The sequence below is a fragment of the Pseudomonas sp. SDO52101_S400 genome (genome assembly GCF_054071635.1).
Map to the genome: position 1 here is coordinate 24,481 of NZ_JBSVWF010000058.1, position 17,079 is coordinate 41,559.

The following is a 17,079-nucleotide window of genomic DNA, read 5'->3' on the forward strand; positions in this document are numbered from 1 at the left end:
GGCGCAGTTTAAAGGCTTTCGCCGGTGAATGTCTGGAGGAAGTGTTGCACCAACGGTGTGGGATTCTGCCGAAAGGCGAGGGCGACAGTGCTCTGGCAATCGCCGGTCAGCGGCACAAATCTCACACCGGCGGGCGCGATGTCCTGCATCGATTCTGGTAGCAGAGCAATGCCGAACCCGGCCTGGATCAATTGCAGCTGTGTGGTCTTGCGCGACATCACTCGCGCAGCCCGAGGGAAGAAACCATGACGCATGCACAGGTCCGCGCACAAATAGTTCAGCCCGCCGCGTTGCGGATGCGGGATGGAAATGAATGCTTCATCCTTCAATTGCGCCAGATCAACTGCATCAGCCGATGCGAGTCGATGACCCGCCGGCACGGCAAGCAGCAAGCGTTCGATGTAAAGCGGAACAACCTGGACACCTTCGCGCTGGCGCAGCACCGGCAGGCGCAGCAAGCCGATGTCGAGTCGACCCTCGTCCAGTTCTTCAAGCTGTGCCTCCGAAGGCAACGTGCCGATGTCCAGCGAAACCCCGGGCTGTTGCTCCAGGTAAGCGCTCATGTCGCGCAACAATCGGCCACTGATCGGCACGGTGCTGGAGTGACTCAGGCGCAAGGTGCCGCGCTGGCCCTGGCCGATTTCCGTGGCCAGGGTACTGGCCTTGTTCAGTTCGTTGAGCAGATTTCTGGCTCGGGGCAAGAATGCTTCGCCAGCGGCTGTAAGCCGAGGCTGGCGGGCGGTGCGTTCGAATAGCGGCGTTTGCAGGCGGGTTTCCATGTCCTTGATCTGCCGGCTCAACGCCGACTGGGCAATGAACAGGCGTTCGGCCGCAGCGCTGAAGCTGCCGCACTCGGCGATTTCCACGAAGTAGCGCAATTGACGGGTTGAAAGCACAAGATATGCCTTTTCGAGATGGCTTGACGGTTTCGAAGATATTAGTCGCAACTCTCGACGCTGGCTAAAGTCATCGCAGGCTTATAAAGGAAGCGAGCGAATGAGTGTGGCGGGGTTGTTGAGCGAATGGTCGTGGGGCGCGCAGGGCTGGGTGGTGATCGGACTGGCGATCGCCCTGGCCTACATCGTGTTCGGGATTGCCGGTTTCGGCACCGCGCTGGTGGCGGGGCCGATTCTGATTCTGTTCATGCCGCTGTCGAAGATCGTGCCGTTGCTGGTGCTGCTGGATTTCGTCGCCGCGTTCGGCAATCTGCTGCCGTCGCGGCGCGACGTGGCGAAACCGGAGTTGCTGCGGCTGCTGCCGTGCATGGCGGTGGGGTGCACGTTGGGGGTGATTTTCCTGCTTAACCTCAAGTCCGATCTGTTGTTGCTGTTGATGGGACTGTTCATCAGTGCCTACGCGGTCTACAGCTTGTGGATCAAGACCCGGCCGGCGCAGTTGTCCGCGGCGTGGGCGTTGCCGATGGGCACGGTGGGCGGGCTGTTCGGGGCGCTGTTTGGCAGCGGCGGCTTTCTCTATGCGATCTATCTCAACAGTCGACTGCCCAAAGAGGCGGCACGAGCCACGCAAAGTGCACTGATCAGTTGCAGCACGGTGGTGCGTTTGAGTCTGTTCGCCATCGCCGGGGTGTATGCCGAGCTACCCTTGTTGATGCTCGCGCTGTGCCTTTTGCCGGCCATGGCGCTGGGGCTGTGGATTGGACGTCGACTGACCATGCGATTGTCCCGCGAAGCCTTCGTGCGGCTGGTGACCTGGCTGGTGCTGGCGAGCGGTCTGGCGCTGATCGGTCGATATTTAAGCACTTGACCGGATTGTCTCAGGGATTAAGCTGCCGGCCTTTAGGGCCTCTTCGCGGGCAAGCCCGCTCCCACAGATTTCTCAGATGTACACAGGATGTGTGAGCGACTGAGAACCTTGTGGGAGCGGGCTTGCCCGCGAAGGCGTCAGAAGCCATACCGCAGGACTTTTCATGAATTCGCAGAGCATCATCGTCCCGAAAATCTCCAACCTGCCGGTGCACGAACCCCGGGCCCGGGCGATCCTGCGCTGGCTGGTGCGCAAGAACATCGTCAAGGAAGAACTGAGCACCTGCGGACGCACCGGCAATCGCATGGCCTACGCCATCGCCGATGGTGCCCGCGCGGTGGTGCTGCACCCCGAGGCGCTGCCGTTCGGTGAGCCGATCAATGGCCTGGAGGTCGTTACCAAACGCTGCATCTACACCCCGGCCAAAGGCTTTCTCGAAGAGGCCGGTTGCGCCGAGTGCCGCCAGGAGATCGGCGAAGCGCTGTTTGAAAGCCTGGAAGACTGGATGCCCGGTCGCACCGACAATTTCACCTGCCCCGAGTGCGGGCATGAAGACGACATCAACGGTTTTCTGTATTTGCAGGAATGCGGATTTTCCAACCTCGGTTTCATTTTCAACAACTGGCTGGAGGCGGGGTTCAAGCAGAGTTTCATCGATGAATTTGCCGACTGGCTGGATCAACCGGTGAGCTGGGTCAAGGTCGAGTTGTAGGGGCCGCTTTTCCCGTACATCAGCAACATTGATATAAGACAAGTTTTACATTGAACCCGAAGGGGTGTCTGACTATAATGGCGCGCTTCCATTTTCCCGCTCGGGAGCCCCCGCGATGCTGCGTATCAGCCAAGAAGCTCTGACCTTCGACGACATTCTTTTAGTGCCTGGTTATTCCGAGGTGCTTCCTAACGAAGTCAGTCTCAAGACCCGCCTCACCCGTGGCATCGAACTGAATATTCCTCTGGTTTCTGCCGCCATGGACACCGTTACTGAAGCCCGTCTGGCAATCGCCATGGCTCAGGAAGGTGGCATCGGCATTATCCACAAGAACATGACCATCGAGCAGCAAGCTGCCGAAGTCCGCAAGGTCAAGAAGTTCGAAGCCGGTGTGGTCAAGGACCCAATCACCATCGAGGCTGACGCCACGGTACGTGATCTGTTCGAATTGACCCGCATGCACAACATTTCCGGCGTTCCGGTCCTGCACGATGGCGACCTGGTCGGCATCGTCACTTCCCGTGACGTGCGTTTCGAAACTCGTCTGGAAGCCACCGTTCGTGAAGTGATGACGCCGAAAGAGCGTCTGGTCACTGTTCGCGAAGGCGCCAACAAGAACGAAGTCCGCGAGCTGCTGCACAAGCACCGCCTGGAAAAAGTCCTGATTGTTGACGACAAGTTCGCCCTCAAAGGCATGATGACCGTCAAAGACATCGAAAAAGCCAAGGCCTACCCGCTGGCGAGCAAGGACGACCAAGGTCGTCTGCGTGTCGGCGCTGCAGTCGGTACCGGTAAAGACACCGGTGACCGCGTTGCCGCGCTGGTCAATGCCGGTGTGGACGTGGTGGTGGTCGACACCGCTCACGGTCACTCCAAAGGCGTGATCGATCGCGTTCGCTGGGTCAAAGAGAATTTCCCTGAAGTGCAGGTGATCGGCGGCAACATCGCCACCGGCGCAGCCGCCAAGGCCCTGGCCGAAGCCGGCGCCGACGCCGTCAAGGTCGGTATCGGCCCTGGCTCGATCTGCACCACCCGTATCGTCGCCGGTGTCGGCGTTCCGCAAATCAGTGCCATCGCCAACGTCGCCGCTGCCCTTGAAGGCACCGGTGTTCCGTTGATCGCCGACGGCGGCATCCGTTTCTCCGGTGACCTGTCCAAGGCCATCGTTGCCGGTGCTTCCTGCGTGATGATGGGCTCGATGTTCGCCGGTACCGAAGAAGCACCAGGCGAGATCGAACTGTTCCAGGGCCGTTCGTACAAGGCTTATCGCGGTATGGGTTCGCTGGGCGCCATGTCCCAGGCTCAAGGTTCCTCCGACCGTTACTTCCAGGACTCCTCGGCCGGCGCCGAGAAGCTCGTTCCGGAAGGTATCGAAGGCCGTGTTCCTTACAAGGGCACCCTGAGTGCGATCATTCACCAGCTGATGGGCGGTCTGCGTTCCTCGATGGGTTACACCGGCAGCGCCAACATCGAAGAAATGCGCACCAAGCCTGAGTTCGTGCGGATCACCGGTGCCGGCATGGCCGAATCCCACGTCCACGACGTGCAGATCACCAAAGAAGCGCCAAACTACCGCGTAGGTTGAGGCTTCAAGCAAAACGTTAAATGACCGGGGCTGTTTTATTCAGCCCCGAGTCGTTTCTGAATCAAGACTGTTTCTGAATTACTTAGACGAGACTGAATCATGGCCCTCGACATTCACGCTCACCGCATCCTGATCCTCGACTTCGGTTCGCAATACACCCAACTGATCGCCCGTCGCGTACGTGAGATCGGTGTGTACTGCGAATTGCACCCGTTCGACATGGACGAAGATGCGATCCGCGAATTCGCGCCAAAAGGCGTGATCCTCGCCGGCGGTCCCGAGTCCGTGCACGAAGCCAACAGCCCGCGCTGCCCCCAAGCGGTGTTCGACCTGGGCGTACCGGTCTTCGGTATCTGCTACGGCATGCAGACCATGGCAGAGCAACTGGGCGGCAAGGTTGAAGGTTCCGAGCTGCGTGAGTTCGGTTATGCCCGCGTTGATGTAGTCGGCAAGAGCCGTCTGCTCGACGGCATCGAAGACCACATCGACGCCGACGGCCTGTTCGGCCTCGACGTGTGGATGAGCCACGGTGACAAGGTCACCAAAATGCCGAGCGACTTCCACATCCTGGCCAGCACCCCGAGCTGTCCGATCGCCGGTATGTTCAACGACGAGCGTGCTTACTACGGCGTGCAGTTCCACCCGGAAGTGACCCACACCAAGCAAGGCGGTCGCATCCTGTCGCGTTTCGTCCTCGACATCTGCGGCTGTGAAGCCTTGTGGACTCCGTCGAAGATTGCCGAAGATGCTATCGCCAACATCCGCGCACAGGTCGGCACCGACAACGTGCTGCTGGGTCTGTCCGGTGGTGTGGACTCCTCGGTAGTTGCGGCGCTGCTGCACAAGGCCATCGGCGACCAGTTGACCTGCGTATTCGTCGACAACGGCCTGCTGCGTCTGCACGAAGGCGAGCAAGTGATGGCCATGTTCGCCGAGAACATGGGCGTCAAGGTGATCCGCGCCAACGCCGAAGAGCAGTTCCTGAACAACCTGGCCGGCGAAGCCGATCCGGAGAAGAAGCGCAAGATCATCGGTCGTACCTTCATCGACGTTTTCGATGCCGAATCCTGCAAGCTGGACAACATCAAGTACCTGGCCCAAGGCACCATCTACCCGGACGTGATCGAGTCGGCTGGCGCGAAAAGCGGCAAGGCTCACGTGATCAAGTCGCACCACAACGTGGGCGGCCTGCCGGAAGAGATGAACCTGAAACTGGTCGAGCCACTGCGCGAACTGTTCAAGGACGAAGTCCGTCGTCTGGGCCTGGAACTGGGCCTGCCGTACGACATGGTCTACCGTCACCCGTTCCCGGGCCCGGGCCTGGGCGTGCGGATCCTCGGTGAAGTGAAGAAGGAATACGCCGACCTGCTGCGTCGTGCCGACCACATCTTCATCGAAGAACTGCGCAAGGCCGACTGGTACCACAAGGTCAGCCAGGCCTTCGTAGTGTTCCAGCCGGTGAAATCGGTTGGCGTGGTTGGCGACGGTCGTCGATACGCCTGGGTCGTGGCCCTGCGTGCCGTGGAAACCATCGACTTCATGACCGCACGTTGGGCGCACCTGCCTTACGAACTGCTGGAAACCGTTTCCGGCCGTATCATCAATGAAATCGAAGGCATCTCCCGCGTCACCTACGACGTGTCGAGCAAGCCGCCGGCGACCATTGAGTGGGAATGATCCTGCGCCGCGCCTTCTAGAATTCAAGGTTGGATTCGCAGAGGCGCAAAAGGGGTTATAGAAAATGCCAGTCAGTTAATCTGACTGGCATTTTTGTTTTTGGGTGGAAAGTGCCGAGAGTCTCCCCCAATAAGGCCGTGATGTATGTATCCGGGCCGGCCGAATGAGACCTGTCCGGTGTCTTGAAAACTATTTCCACGGCGCTCGATCAACCCGGAAGGCGACTCTGGAGTTGAAGACCCATTTGTTTCAGCGCATCGGATAACTGTTCAAGATTGTCGTAGGGAATGCGATGGATCGAACCCCAGGAGGGGCGATCAATGTAGTAGCGCCCATCGGCGTACGTCTGGACCGGCGTTTGCACGATCTCACCATTCACGCTGCGGTGAAACAAGCGGTAGGTGCCCTGGAAACGTTCGAACACATACATGCCTGCTCGGTAAAGCAGGCGATGTATTTGCAACTCGCTCCGGCTCACCGGCAATGCTTCCATTTGCAGAAGCACATCGGCGTTCTGAGTGTCGAAGCTCCCGCGCATCATTGCTGTCTGTGTGTGTGGGCCTCGTTCGATGTCAATGCCCGGGTCCGTCGCCAAGCGCTCGGCTTGCCCTGGAGCCACCTCTTCAATCCGCACTCCGATGCCACCTTCCAGTTCACTGATACCGGCATAGCCCCTGAATGTGTTGGTGTTTTCCACCTCTGTCAGTACCACCCATTTGCCGACGTCATTCAGGTTTTTGTCCATGAACATGATCTCGGCGGTGAGGTGGTTGGTGGCGATCTGTTCTTCAGGCCGTGTGAGTGAAATGGGTTTTCGATACATTGCCGCGCAGTCAGTGGCCTGGACCCGAATGCCGTTCTGTCTGGCACTTTTCACCAGCGCCAGTTCGTCGAATCTCTGTGCGGGGTCGGTGCCGAGGCGGCTCAGGTACTGTTGCAGGTCATCGGACATGACGCCGGTCTTGAAGTAACTGTTCAGATCAGCCTGGGCGAAGTCGCTGAGCAACCGCCGCACGTAGAGGGTCTTGACCCCTTGGCGCGCCAGGGCGGGCATGTTTTGAATCATCAGTCGCATACTGGTGATGCGCCCCGGAGTTTCGCCGATGACCAGGCCCGGTGCTTCTTCAAGTGCCTTCGCTGCAAAATCCGCAAAAGTCGTAGAGGGGGTGACAGCAGGAATCGGCGGGCGTGGTGGCAGACTCGCCCATGAAAGATTCCGGTAGAAGCGTCTCGCGGAAGCGAGGAGCGTTCTGGCCTTGTCGGCGAAGTTAAGGGCATATTGATCCAGTGCGACTAACCCACCATCCGGACCCACCTGAAGCTGGATGTGCGTTTCGCGCAATTGCATGGCCCACCGCTTCAGTTCCTGTTGACGGGTTGCATCAACGGCATAAGGCGTCCTGACCAGGCGGATGTCGTTCGAACTCGAGGGCTGAGGATGGGCAGCCAGTGAAGTCTGTGGTGTGGGTTGCTCCACGGGTTGTTGCGTTTCTTCGGGTGCTGGCTCGTGTGCGTCGAGTTCCAATGCCACTTCCACGATGCATGGTTTGCCCAGGCATTGACCACCACCCTTGAGCCCCAGTTGTGTCATCCGCTCCCAGATACCTTGGCTGTTCAAGCGCACCGGCAATGCATGAATCAGCTGGTTGGGTTTCACCGGGTCGACGATCGCCCAGAATCCGCCGCCCTGTGAATCATTGAAGTAGCGCACGTAGTAGGCCGTGTCGTTCATCACGATGGCGCAGGAAGGCTCGGCGTTCAGCCGGTAGATCCCTTGGAACTTGCCAGGCTCCGATACCGGAGTCAGCCCATCCAGCACTTCGTTGGATTGATAGCGCTGCGCAATCCTCGGCATCTGCACAGTTTCGGATGGCTCTGATGGCAACGCCTCCATTGCCGGGACGATTTCGTTCGGATGTTCCGCCTCCAGCTCTGATGCCGTGCCGGCTTCAGTCAATTCGCCTGCCTCGGTCGCTTGCGAAGACTCACCGAACTCCGCCAGTGTTCCGGTCCCCTTCAGAAATGGAATGTTGAGCAGCGCATCGATACCGCTGAGGATCGCCCCGAGTACGCCTGCCTTGCGCTCTTCGGCTGTCTTGGCATTGACGGCCTGGTCAATGTTCAGCCCCATGTTCGCCAGACTGGCGCCGATCACCGGCAGTGCTATCGGCCAGCCCACCATGGCCATCGGTCCGAAGACTTTCAGGCCGGCACTGAGATAGCCGATCCACAATTTCTTGCGCAGATCACCATTCGATGTCAGGGCAAGGTCGGCCTCGGCGAACATCGCATCTCGGGTGGAATTGCGAAGCCAGGTGAACGCATCCTCTGTGAGCACCCGATCATTCGGATTGATCAAGTGATGATCGCTGTGGCTCCAGGTACTGACCAGCCGATTGACCAGATCGCTGATGTTCTCGGTAATCGATTGCCGGTCGGCCAGCGGGAAGTGCTGGAGAAACCGCTCACGGGGCACGCTCTCCTTCAACTGTTGCAAGGCCCACCAGTGCAGGTCGGCAGGCGTGTCCAGTACATGGAACGCCTCGCTGTCGCCAGGTACATAAACGATCTGCCGCCCCTTGGAGTCGATGATGCGCAGGATGCTCGTGGCGACATGACCGTCGATCTCCAGCGTGCAGACCCGAAGGCCATGACCGGCTTTGGATTCGTTTTGCAGGGTGAGCAGGGTGACTGGCCAGGTCAGCGGGCCGGTGAGCGCATTGGTCGCAGACTGAAAATCTTCGTCGCTCAGGTGGCCGAGCTCTCGCGCTTCGACAGCTTTAACGAGGAAATTGCATTTGGCCAGAGTGCGGAACTCGCTGGAGTGATTGCTCCAGTAGGTGTGCAGCTCGTTGCGGTAACGCTCGCTGAAGTTGATGTTCCAGAAGTCATTCAAAACTTCGTTGCCGTGCAGGCGCACTTCATTGGTTGCATCGAAGTTTTCGGCTTCCGGCCCCGAGGTGTAAAAACCGCCGTATAGATCCAGCAGGTCGGCGTTGTCCTGATCCGTGGCGCGGAAACGGTGAATCACCAGTTGCGTCAGGGTCAGGCTTTCGTAGGGTCTTTCGCCATAGTGCTGCCAACCGGTGAATGATACGGACAGGCTCTGGGCGGTTCTGAATCTGTGGAAATAGATGTGGTCGGGGTCGAGACCGGTAATCCCGTGTCTGGCGAGTACTTCGGCGGCAACCTGACGGGCTGTATCGTTCAGGCTCGGGCAAGCCGTGACGACTTGCAGGGCCATGTTCCTGAGGGCGGCCTTGTCGGCGGCATCGGGCAGTGGACGGAGTTCTGCTGGGGTCATTCGCTCTAATCCTTGAGAGAGAGGCTGGCAGGTTGGCCCATTCACTCAAGGAGTGTGCGGTATCTATGTACCACCCACCGGCTCGATCTGCGGCCATCCGCCGCGTCACCCTTACTGTTTCGCAAGCGCAGGTGTATCGTATTCGCCTTTTGCGGGCGCTCTGGCCTGCGGCTGATACGTGAGGTAGTTGTGTCCATGTCCTTTACCCGTCGACAAATTCTCGGTGGCCTGGCCGGTCTGGCAGTGGTTGGCGCGGGAGCCGGTGGTGCGACGCGTTACTGGCTGGGCAAAGTGGCCGATGCCAACGCGGGCCATGACTACGAGTTGATCGCGGCACCGCTGGACGTCGAACTGGTGCCGGGGCACAAGACCGAAGCCTGGGCATTCGGCCCTTCGGCGCCAGGCACCGAGTTGCGCGTGCGTCAGGGCGAGTGGCTGCGTGTGCGGTTCATCAACCATTTGCCGGTGGCGACGACCATTCACTGGCACGGTATCCGCCTGCCGCTGGAGATGGACGGCGTGCCCTACGTGTCGCAATTGCCGGTGCTGCCGGGCGAATACTTCGATTACAAGTTCCGTGTGCCGGACGCCGGCAGCTATTGGTATCACCCGCACGTCAGCAGCAGCGAGGAACTCGGTCGCGGGCTGGTCGGGCCGTTGATCGTCGAGGAACGCGAGCCGACCGGGTTCAAATACGAAAAGACCCTGAGCCTGAAGAACTGGCACATCGACGACGAGGGCAACTTCGTCGAGTTCAGCATCCCGCGCGAAGCGGCCCGGGGCGGTACGGCGGGGCGGCTGTCGACCATCAACGGCGTGCCTGCGCCGGTCATCGAGTTGCCGGCCGGGCAGATCACCCGCGTACGTCTGCTCAACCTCGACAACACCCTGACCTATCGCATCAACATTCCCGGCGTCGAAGCGCAGATCTATGCGCTGGACGGCAACCCGGTCGAGCCGCGCCCGCTGGGCAAGGAATACTGGCTCGGCCCCGGCATGCGCATCTGCCTGGCGATCAAGGCACCGCCGGCCGGAGAGGAACTGTCGCTGCGCAACGGTCCGGTGCGTCTGGGAACCTTGCGTTCGGTGGCCAACACTGACGCGCCGACCGACTGGCCGAAAGCACTGCCAGCCAACCCGGTGGCGGAGCCGGACCTGGCCAATGCCGAGAAACTCAACTTCAATTTCGAATGGGTCGGTTCGGTGTCGGTCAACGTCGACAATGGCAAGCCACCGAGCCTGTGGCAGATCAACGGCAAGGCTTGGGATATCACCGACAAGACCTGCGCCGACCGGCCGATCGCCAGCCTGAAACTGCGTCAGAGCTATATTTTCGAATTGAAGAACATGACCCAGTACCAGCACCCGATCCACCTGCACGGCATGAGCTTCAAGGTGATTGCGTCGAACCGGCACAAGATCGTGCCGTACTTCACTGACACTTACCTGCTGGGCAAGAACGAGCGCGCGCAAGTGGCGCTGGTGGCGGATAACCCGGGGGTATGGATGTTCCACTGCCACGTGATCGACCACATGGAAACCGGCCTGATGGCCGCCATCGAGGTGAAGTGATGCGCCAGATTCGCCCCGCCGCGATCATCGACCGCAGCCGTGATCGCGATTTCATGCGCGAGGCTCTAGAGCTGGCGACAAAAGGCGCGGCCCTCGGCGAAGTGCCGGTGGGCGCGGTGCTGGTGCAGGATGGCGAGATCATCGGTCGTGGTTTCAATTGCCCGATCAGCGCCAGTGATCCGAGTGCCCATGCGGAAATGGTCGCCATTCGCGCCGCCGCCCAGGCCGTGAGCAACTATCGACTGCCGGGCAGTACACTCTATGTGACGCTGGAGCCGTGCAGTATGTGCGCAGGGTTGATCGTGCACTCGCGGATTGCCCGCGTGGTGTACGGCGCGCTGGAGCCCAAGGCCGGGATTGTGCAGAGTCAGGGGCAGTTCTTCACTCAGGGCTTTCTCAACCATCGAGTGCTGTATGAAGGCGGGGTGTTGGCGGAGGAGTGCGGGGCGGTGTTGACTGAGTTTTTCCGTGCCCGCAGAGCAAAAAGCCCCTCACCCTAACCCTCTCCCGGAGGGAGAGGGGACTGACCGGATTGGATGGGCGAGATCCGCCGACCTGAGTTATCGAGTCGAACTTAAGTTTTGAAAAGCTCCAAGATCGGCTCCCTCTCCTTGGGGAGAGGGCTGGGGTGAGGGGTAGGCTCACCGCGGTGTTTGGGCGTTTGGGTCACTTACGAGCGACGATGACCGCCCGCATCGGCGCCGGCAACCCTTCGATCGTCTTGCTGTGATCTTCCGGATCAAGGAAATCACTGAGCGACTGATACTTCATCCACTCGGTCCCGCGCTGTTCTTCAACGGTGGTGGTGCTCACATCCACGCACTTCACATCCGTGAACCCCGCACGACGCAGCCACAATTCCAGCGCCGGCACCGATGGCAGGAACCACACATTACGCATCTGCGCATAACGGTCTTCCGGCACCAGCACCTGATGCTTGTCGCCTTCGACCACCAGCGTCTCCAGGACCAGTTCGCCGCCTTTCACCAGGCAATCTTTCAGCGCCAGCAAATGCTCGATCGGCGAACGACGGTGATAGAACACACCCATGGAAAATACTGTATCGAAGCCTTCCAGATTCGGCGGCAGGTCTTCGAACGGGAACGGCAAGTGCCAGGCGTTCGGCTCCGACAGATAACGCTGTACCGCCTGGAACTGGCAGAAGAACAGCCAGTTCGGATCAACGCCGATCACGCTGTCGGCGCCGGCACCCAGCATGCGCCACATGTAGTAGCCGTTGCCGCAGCCGACATCGAGGATGCGTTTACCTTTCAGGTCCAGATGCGGGGAGACCCGCGACCACTTCCAGTCCGAGCGCCATTCGGTGTCGACGTGCACGCCGAACAGGTCGAACGGCCCCTTGCGCCATGGCGACAGGCCCATCAGCGCGGTGCGCATCTGTACACGGGTTTCGTCGTCGCAATCGGTGTCCAGTTTCAGGCCGTCGAGCAGGTCGACTTCGGTCGGCTGGATCTTCGGCAAGGCATCCAGCGCACTTTGCCAGCGCTCCAGGTCGCCGTGACCTTTCTCCATCTTCTTGTCGAGTTGCGCTTGCAGGGTGGTGGCCCATTCGGCCAGAGGCGTGCCGGCCAGACGGCGGGCGAGGGGAGACAGATCAATCATGGCAAGGCAATCAACGAGGCAAAGTTAAGACACTGGAACCACGGCACGACTTTCGAGAACCCGGCAGCCAGCAGGCGCTCACGGTGTTCTTCGAGGCTGTCGGGCTTCATGACATTTTCGATGGCGCTGCGCTTCTGGGCGATTTCCAGTTCGCTGTAGCCGTTGGCGCGCTTGAACGCGACGTGCAGGTCGGTCAGCAGCGCGTGTTCTTCGGCATCGTTGAAACGCAGCTTCTCCGACAGAATCAGCGCGCCGCCTGGCAGCAACGATTGGCGAATACGCGAGAGCAATGCCGAACGCTGCTCCGGGGCGATGAATTGCAGGGTGAAGTTCAGCGCCACTACCGAAGCCGGTTTGAAGTCGAGGGCAAGGATGTCGCCTTCGATCACCTCGACCGGCAATAACTCCTGGAACATCGAATCCTGCCCATTGAGGTATTCGCGGCAGCGCTCGACCATCGCAGCCGAGTTATCCACCGCGATCACTCGGCAACCGTCGGTGCGCACGTGGCGGCGCAGGGCCTGAGTCACGGCACCCAGCGAAGCGCCGAGGTCGTAAAGGACGCTGTTCGGCTGAGCGAACTGCGCCGCAAGCACGCCGAGGTTCTCGACGATGGTCGGGTAGCCCGGCACCGAACGCTTGATCATGTCCGGGAACACCCGCACCACGTCTTCGTTGAAGGCGAAGTCAGGCACCTGGGCCATCGGCTGGGCGAAAATGCGATCGGGTTCTTTGCTCACGGCGGTTCCGGCGGTGTCGATGAAAAGGCCGGCATTTTAGCCAAACTGGCGCGCAGATGCGCGGGTTGTCTGATAAACCGCCCGATCAAAGGACCGGACGTTTGCTCTGGGAAAATGCCGAGGCGGCAATGCCCCACTGCCCCAGCCAGTAACTGAGGATGATGACGTACGGCGCGGCGTGGAACGGTGCGACAAACCGGTCGATACCGATCACGCTGTCGGAGAACACGAACGCCACCGCTCCGCCGGCCGCGAGCAGCGCCGAACGTTGCGGTACGCCGCTGCCGAGGCGGGCCAGGGCGCGCCAGAGCATGGCGCTGATGGCTGTGCCGTAGACGATCACCGGCACAGTCAACGGCCCGAGTCCGCTGCTGATCAATATGCCCAACAGCACGGCGCCAACGCCAAGCGCAAGAACCAGCGGCAGCAGAGCCAGGCGCCGGCAATCGCTCAGGTATGCCTTGAGATACGCCAGATGAGCGACCAGAAACGCACCCAGGCCAAACACAAAAAGATCCCCCGGCCACGCCAGCAGCACATCGCCGAGCACAGAGAAGATCAGACCGAGGCTGATCCAGCGCCGATAATCGCTTGGCGGCGCATCGTGCAGCCAGCCAAGCAGCGCCAGCACCGGCAGCGGTTTGACCAACAGACACAGCAACGCCGCATGGGTGCTCACGCCATAAAGAAAGGTCACCGCCCCCATCAGGGCCAGGATCAGCCAGCCCACGATCAGTTCACCGAGATCGCGCAGTCAAAGGTTTCCACCGGCTCGACTTCAGGCTCCCAGGGTTGCTGCGACGTCAGACGCAGGCGCCCGGTGCCCGTGGCGAACGCCTGGAAGCGCCAAGTGGAAAAACCGCCCGCGCCGACCATGCCGGAATCTTTCGGGCTGCTGTAGACCTCGGGGCTCAGCGCATGCAGCACGCCGCCGGCCGAGTCTTGAATGGCCCAGCGGTAGCCGGTGGTGGGGTTGCTCGGCAGCATGACGATCAGGTTTTGCCCGTTGGTCAGCCGTACCGGGCATTCGCTCTGTTTTTCCACGGTCACGTTGGTTTTCGGTTGCGTGGCGCAGGCGGCCAGCAGGGCGAGGGACAGCGGGACAAACAGGCGAAGGGGGGACATGGATTCAGTGGCTCCGGCATTGGCGACGAACGGCGAGCATAACTGAAGATGAGACAAAGTGTGACAACGCCAGGCTTGGCGTCATTCTTCAGCATCGCCGGCCCTCACCCCAGCCCTCTCCCGGAGGGAGAGGGAGCCGACCGAGGTGTATTTCGAGTTACATCGACCTGTTAGATCGAGGCGATTATGGATTCAACGCATAACGTTCAGGTCGGTGTATGGCTGAAGCATCGCACGGTCAGCTCCCTCTCCCTCGGGGAGAGGGCTGGGGTGAGGGGGTAGCGATGCCAGCCCCCCTCGATAGCTCAAGACGAAATCAGAAAAGCACCTTCGCCACATCCGAAAACTTCTTGGCGAAATGCACGGTGATCCCTTCCTTCAGGTAATCCGGCAGTTCCTCGAAGTTACCCCGGTTCGCCTCCGGCAGAATCAGCTCGAAAATCTTCTGCCGCCGCGCCGCAATCACCTTCTCGCGCACTCCGCCAATCGGCAGTACATGCCCGGTCAGTGTCAGCTCGCCGGTCATTGCCACGCCTTTTTTCGGCGGCTGATTACGGGCGAGGGAGAGCAAGGCGCTGGCCATGGTCACGCCGGCGCTCGGGCCGTCCTTCGGTGTGGCGCCTTCCGGCACGTGCAGGTGGACGAATGCCTCGTCGAAGAATTTCGGATCGCCGCCAAAGGATTTGAGGTGCGAACTGACGTAGCTGTAGGCGATCTCCGCCGACTCCTTCATTACATCGCCCAGTTGCCCGGTGAGTTTGAAACCGCGATTCAGGGTGTGGATCCGCGTCGCTTCGATCGGCAGTGTCGCGCCACCCATGCTGGTCCAGGCAAGCCCTGTGATCACGCCAGTGCCGGATAGCACCTGCTCGTTGCGGAACACCGGATGACCGAGGGACGCTTCTAGGTCTTTCGGCCCAAGCTTGATCACCGCTTTCGGATCATCGATGAGCTTCATCACCGCTTTACGCACCAGTTTGCCCATCTGTTTTTCCAGCTGGCGCACGCCGGCTTCACGGGCGTAACCGTCGATCAAGGCCTTGAGGGCGCTGTCGCTGATGCTCAGGCTGCCCTTGGACACGCCGGCTTTTTCCAGCAGTTTCGGCCACAGGTGGCGCTTGGCGATGGCGACTTTTTCTTCGGTGATGTAGCCCGACAGGCGAATCACTTCCATCCGGTCCAGCAACGGGCCGGGAATCGAATCCAGGGTGTTGGCGGTGCAGACGAACAGGACTTTCGACAGGTCCATCCGCAGGTCCAGATAGTGGTCGAGGAATTCGACGTTCTGTTCCGGGTCGAGGGTTTCCAGCAGTGCCGAGGCCGGGTCGCCCTGGTAGCTCTGGCCCATCTTGTCGATCTCGTCGAGCATGATCACCGGGTTCATCACTTCGACGTCTTTCAACGCCTGCACGAGTTTGCCCGGTTGCGCGCCGATGTAGGTGCGGCGGTGGCCCTTGATCTCGGCTTCATCGCGCATGCCGCCGAGGCTGAAGCGGTAGAACGGCCGGCCGAGGGATTCGGCGATGGATTTGCCGACGCTGGTCTTGCCCACGCCCGGCGGGCCGACCAGCAGCACGATGGAGCCGCTGATTTCGCCTTTATAGGCACCGACGGCGAGGAATTCGAGGATCCGGTCCTTGATGTCGTCGAGGCCGGCGTGGTGTTTGTCCAGCACCTTGCGCGCGTGCTTGAGGTCGAGTTTGTCCTCGCCGTACACGCCCCACGGCACCGAGGTCGCCCAGTCGAGGTAGTTGCGAGTGACCGCGTATTCCGGCGACCCGGTTTCGAGGATCGACAGTTTGTTCATTTCTTCTTCGAGGCGCTTCTGCACCTGCGTCGGCAGGACCTTGCCTTCCAGACGCTGCTCGAACTGTTCGAGGTCGGCGCTGCGGTCGTCCTTGGTCAGGCCGAGTTCCTGCTGGATGACCTTGAGCTGTTCTTTAAGGAAGAACTCGCGCTGATGCTCGCCGATTTTGCGGTTCACTTCGGCGGAGATTTCTTTTTGCAGGCGCGCGACTTCGACTTCCTTGCGCAGCATCGGCAGGACTTTTTCCATGCGCTTGAGCATCGGCACGCAGTCGAGCACTTCCTGCAGCTCCGGGCCGGTAGCGGAAGTGAGGGCGGCGGCGAAGTCGGTCAGCGGCGACGGATCGTTGGGGCTGAAGCGGTTGAGGTAGTTCTTCAGTTCTTCGCTGTACAGCGGGTTGAGTGGCAGCAGTTCCTTGATCGCGTTGATCAGCGCCATGCCGTATGCCTTGACTTCGTCGGTCGGCTCGGTGGGCTGGTGCGGGTATTCGACTTCCACCAGGTACGGCGGGCGATGGTGTTTGAGCCAGGTTTTGATGCGCACACGGCTCAGGCCCTGGGCGACGAATTGCAGTTTGCCGTTTTCGCGGCTGGCGTGGTGCACCTTGACCAGGGTGCCGTACTGCGGCAGTGCCTTGGTGTCGAAGTGGCGCGGGTCTTCCTGGGGCGTGTCCATGAAGAACAGGGCCAGGGAGTGGTGTTCGGATTTGCTGACCAGTTCTAGGGTTTCGGCCCAGGGTTCTTCGTTGACGATGACCGGCAGGACCTGGGCCGGGAAGAACGGGCGGTTGTGGATCGGGATGATGTAGACCTTGTCCGGCAGGTTCTGGCCGGGCAGGGCCAAGCCTTTGCCGGGGACGTGGTGTTCGATTTGGTCGGCCTGGGTTTCGGTGATGTCGTCGGGGTTCTCGGGGAATTCTTGCTGGTCGCTCATGGGGCACCTGCGCAATTGGGTATGGGTGTTAGATGGGGCAGGGGTTGGGTGGTTTCAATGGGGGTGGGTGTTTCTGCTTGTGTGTTCAGGGTTTTGACAGGGTTTTGGGGTTGGGCTTGGCGGCCTTTGGGCCGGCCATGCTCCTGGGTTTCGGGTGAATATCCGTTTCTGCGGGTGTTGCCGCTGGCGGTTTCGCCCTTACGGCGAGTCCCTTTGGCAAACGCCCCAAAGGAACCA

General features: G+C 60.4%; 13 protein-coding genes. 6 read left to right on the forward strand and 7 right to left on the reverse strand.

What is annotated here, in order from left to right:
- Positions 1–8: 8 nt before the first annotated feature.
- Complete coding sequence (locus ACW9HX_RS23900) at positions 9–896, reverse strand: LysR family transcriptional regulator (protein WP_457382489.1); 888 nt, start codon at positions 894–896, stop codon at positions 9–11.
- Positions 897–996: 100 nt separating this feature from the next.
- Here ACW9HX_RS23900 and ACW9HX_RS23905 point away from each other — a divergent pair, with 100 nt between their 5' ends.
- From ACW9HX_RS23905 to guaA, 4 genes are all read left to right on the forward strand, one after another.
- Entirely contained in the window at positions 997–1,764 is a 768-nt protein-coding gene (locus ACW9HX_RS23905; protein ID WP_457382490.1) for a sulfite exporter TauE/SafE family protein, read from the forward strand.
- Positions 1,765–1,927: 163 nt separating this feature from the next.
- Complete coding sequence (locus tag ACW9HX_RS23910) at positions 1,928–2,476, forward strand: sugar ABC transporter ATPase (RefSeq protein ID WP_192558923.1); 549 nt, start codon at positions 1,928–1,930, stop codon at positions 2,474–2,476.
- 115 nt (positions 2,477–2,591) lie between these two features.
- Positions 2,592–4,061, forward strand: a complete 1,470-nt coding sequence (gene guaB / locus ACW9HX_RS23915; protein WP_085709413.1) for an IMP dehydrogenase — start codon at positions 2,592–2,594, stop codon at positions 4,059–4,061.
- Positions 4,062–4,160: 99 nt separating this feature from the next.
- Positions 4,161–5,738 carry a glutamine-hydrolyzing GMP synthase gene (guaA, locus tag ACW9HX_RS23920; RefSeq protein ID WP_197868453.1) on the forward strand — a complete coding sequence of 526 codons (1,578 nt, stop codon included), beginning with the start codon at positions 4,161–4,163 and terminating at the stop codon, positions 5,736–5,738.
- A 208-nt stretch (positions 5,739–5,946) separates the two neighbouring features.
- Here the strand turns inward: guaA and ACW9HX_RS23925 are convergent, their stop codons facing one another.
- Positions 5,947–9,087 carry a membrane-targeted effector domain-containing toxin gene (locus ACW9HX_RS23925; protein WP_457382491.1) on the reverse strand — a complete coding sequence of 1,047 codons (3,141 nt, stop codon included), beginning with the start codon at positions 9,085–9,087 and terminating at the stop codon, positions 5,947–5,949.
- A 150-nt stretch (positions 9,088–9,237) separates the two neighbouring features.
- On the opposite strand from ACW9HX_RS23925, the gene ACW9HX_RS23930 reads away from it, so the two are divergent.
- On the forward strand, positions 9,238–10,614 hold the full coding sequence (locus tag ACW9HX_RS23930; RefSeq protein ID WP_457382492.1) for a multicopper oxidase family protein: 1,377 nt from the start codon (positions 9,238–9,240) through the stop codon (positions 10,612–10,614).
- Positions 10,614–11,114: a tRNA adenosine(34) deaminase TadA gene (gene tadA, locus ACW9HX_RS23935; protein WP_457382493.1), complete on the forward strand. Its 501-nt coding sequence runs from the start codon at positions 10,614–10,616 to the stop codon at positions 11,112–11,114. Before ACW9HX_RS23930 ends, tadA begins: the two co-directional genes overlap by 1 nt.
- Before the next feature lie 166 nt (positions 11,115–11,280).
- On the opposite strand, the gene cmoB is transcribed toward tadA, so the two are convergent.
- The 5 genes from cmoB to lon all read right to left on the reverse strand — a co-directional run bounded on the left by cmoB (position 11,281) and on the right by lon (position 16,842).
- On the reverse strand, positions 11,281–12,237 hold the full coding sequence (gene cmoB, locus ACW9HX_RS23940; protein ID WP_457382494.1) for a tRNA 5-methoxyuridine(34)/uridine 5-oxyacetic acid(34) synthase CmoB: 957 nt from the start codon (positions 12,235–12,237) through the stop codon (positions 11,281–11,283).
- Positions 12,234–12,941, reverse strand: coding sequence for a carboxy-S-adenosyl-L-methionine synthase CmoA (gene cmoA / locus ACW9HX_RS23945; RefSeq protein WP_457382499.1), 708 nt, complete (start codon positions 12,939–12,941; stop codon positions 12,234–12,236). Before cmoA ends, cmoB begins: the two co-directional genes overlap by 4 nt.
- Before the next feature lie 121 nt (positions 12,942–13,062).
- Positions 13,063–13,707 (reverse strand): lysoplasmalogenase, encoded by a 645-nt coding sequence (locus ACW9HX_RS23950; protein WP_457382495.1) that lies wholly within the window; start codon positions 13,705–13,707, stop codon positions 13,063–13,065.
- A 2-nt stretch (positions 13,708–13,709) separates the two neighbouring features.
- On the reverse strand, positions 13,710–14,102 hold the full coding sequence (locus ACW9HX_RS23955) for a protease inhibitor I42 family protein (RefSeq protein WP_457382496.1): 393 nt from the start codon (positions 14,100–14,102) through the stop codon (positions 13,710–13,712).
- A gap of 316 nt (positions 14,103–14,418) precedes the next feature.
- Positions 14,419–16,842, reverse strand: a complete 2,424-nt coding sequence (lon, locus tag ACW9HX_RS23960; RefSeq protein WP_457382497.1) for an endopeptidase La — start codon at positions 16,840–16,842, stop codon at positions 14,419–14,421.
- Between the last annotated feature and the right edge of the window lie 237 nt (positions 16,843–17,079).

Coding starts and splice junctions, on each gene's coding strand:
- tadA (WP_457382493.1), top strand. CDS start 10,614: ATGCGCCAGATTCGCCCCGCCGCGATCATCGACCGCAGCCGTGATCGC.
- guaA (WP_197868453.1), top strand. CDS start 4,161: ATGGCCCTCGACATTCACGCTCACCGCATCCTGATCCTCGACTTCGGT.
- cmoB (WP_457382494.1), bottom strand. CDS start 12,237: ATGATTGATCTGTCTCCCCTCGCCCGCCGTCTGGCCGGCACGCCTCTG.
- ACW9HX_RS23930 (WP_457382492.1), top strand. CDS start 9,238: ATGTCCTTTACCCGTCGACAAATTCTCGGTGGCCTGGCCGGTCTGGCA.
- lon (WP_457382497.1), bottom strand. CDS start 16,842: ATGAGCGACCAGCAAGAATTCCCCGAGAACCCCGACGACATCACCGAA.
- guaB (WP_085709413.1), top strand. CDS start 2,592: ATGCTGCGTATCAGCCAAGAAGCTCTGACCTTCGACGACATTCTTTTA.
- cmoA (WP_457382499.1), bottom strand. CDS start 12,941: ATGGCCCAGGTGCCTGACTTCGCCTTCAACGAAGACGTGGTGCGGGTG.
- ACW9HX_RS23910 (WP_192558923.1), top strand. CDS start 1,928: ATGAATTCGCAGAGCATCATCGTCCCGAAAATCTCCAACCTGCCGGTG.
- ACW9HX_RS23905 (WP_457382490.1), top strand. CDS start 997: ATGAGTGTGGCGGGGTTGTTGAGCGAATGGTCGTGGGGCGCGCAGGGC.
- ACW9HX_RS23955 (WP_457382496.1), bottom strand. CDS start 14,102: ATGTCCCCCCTTCGCCTGTTTGTCCCGCTGTCCCTCGCCCTGCTGGCC.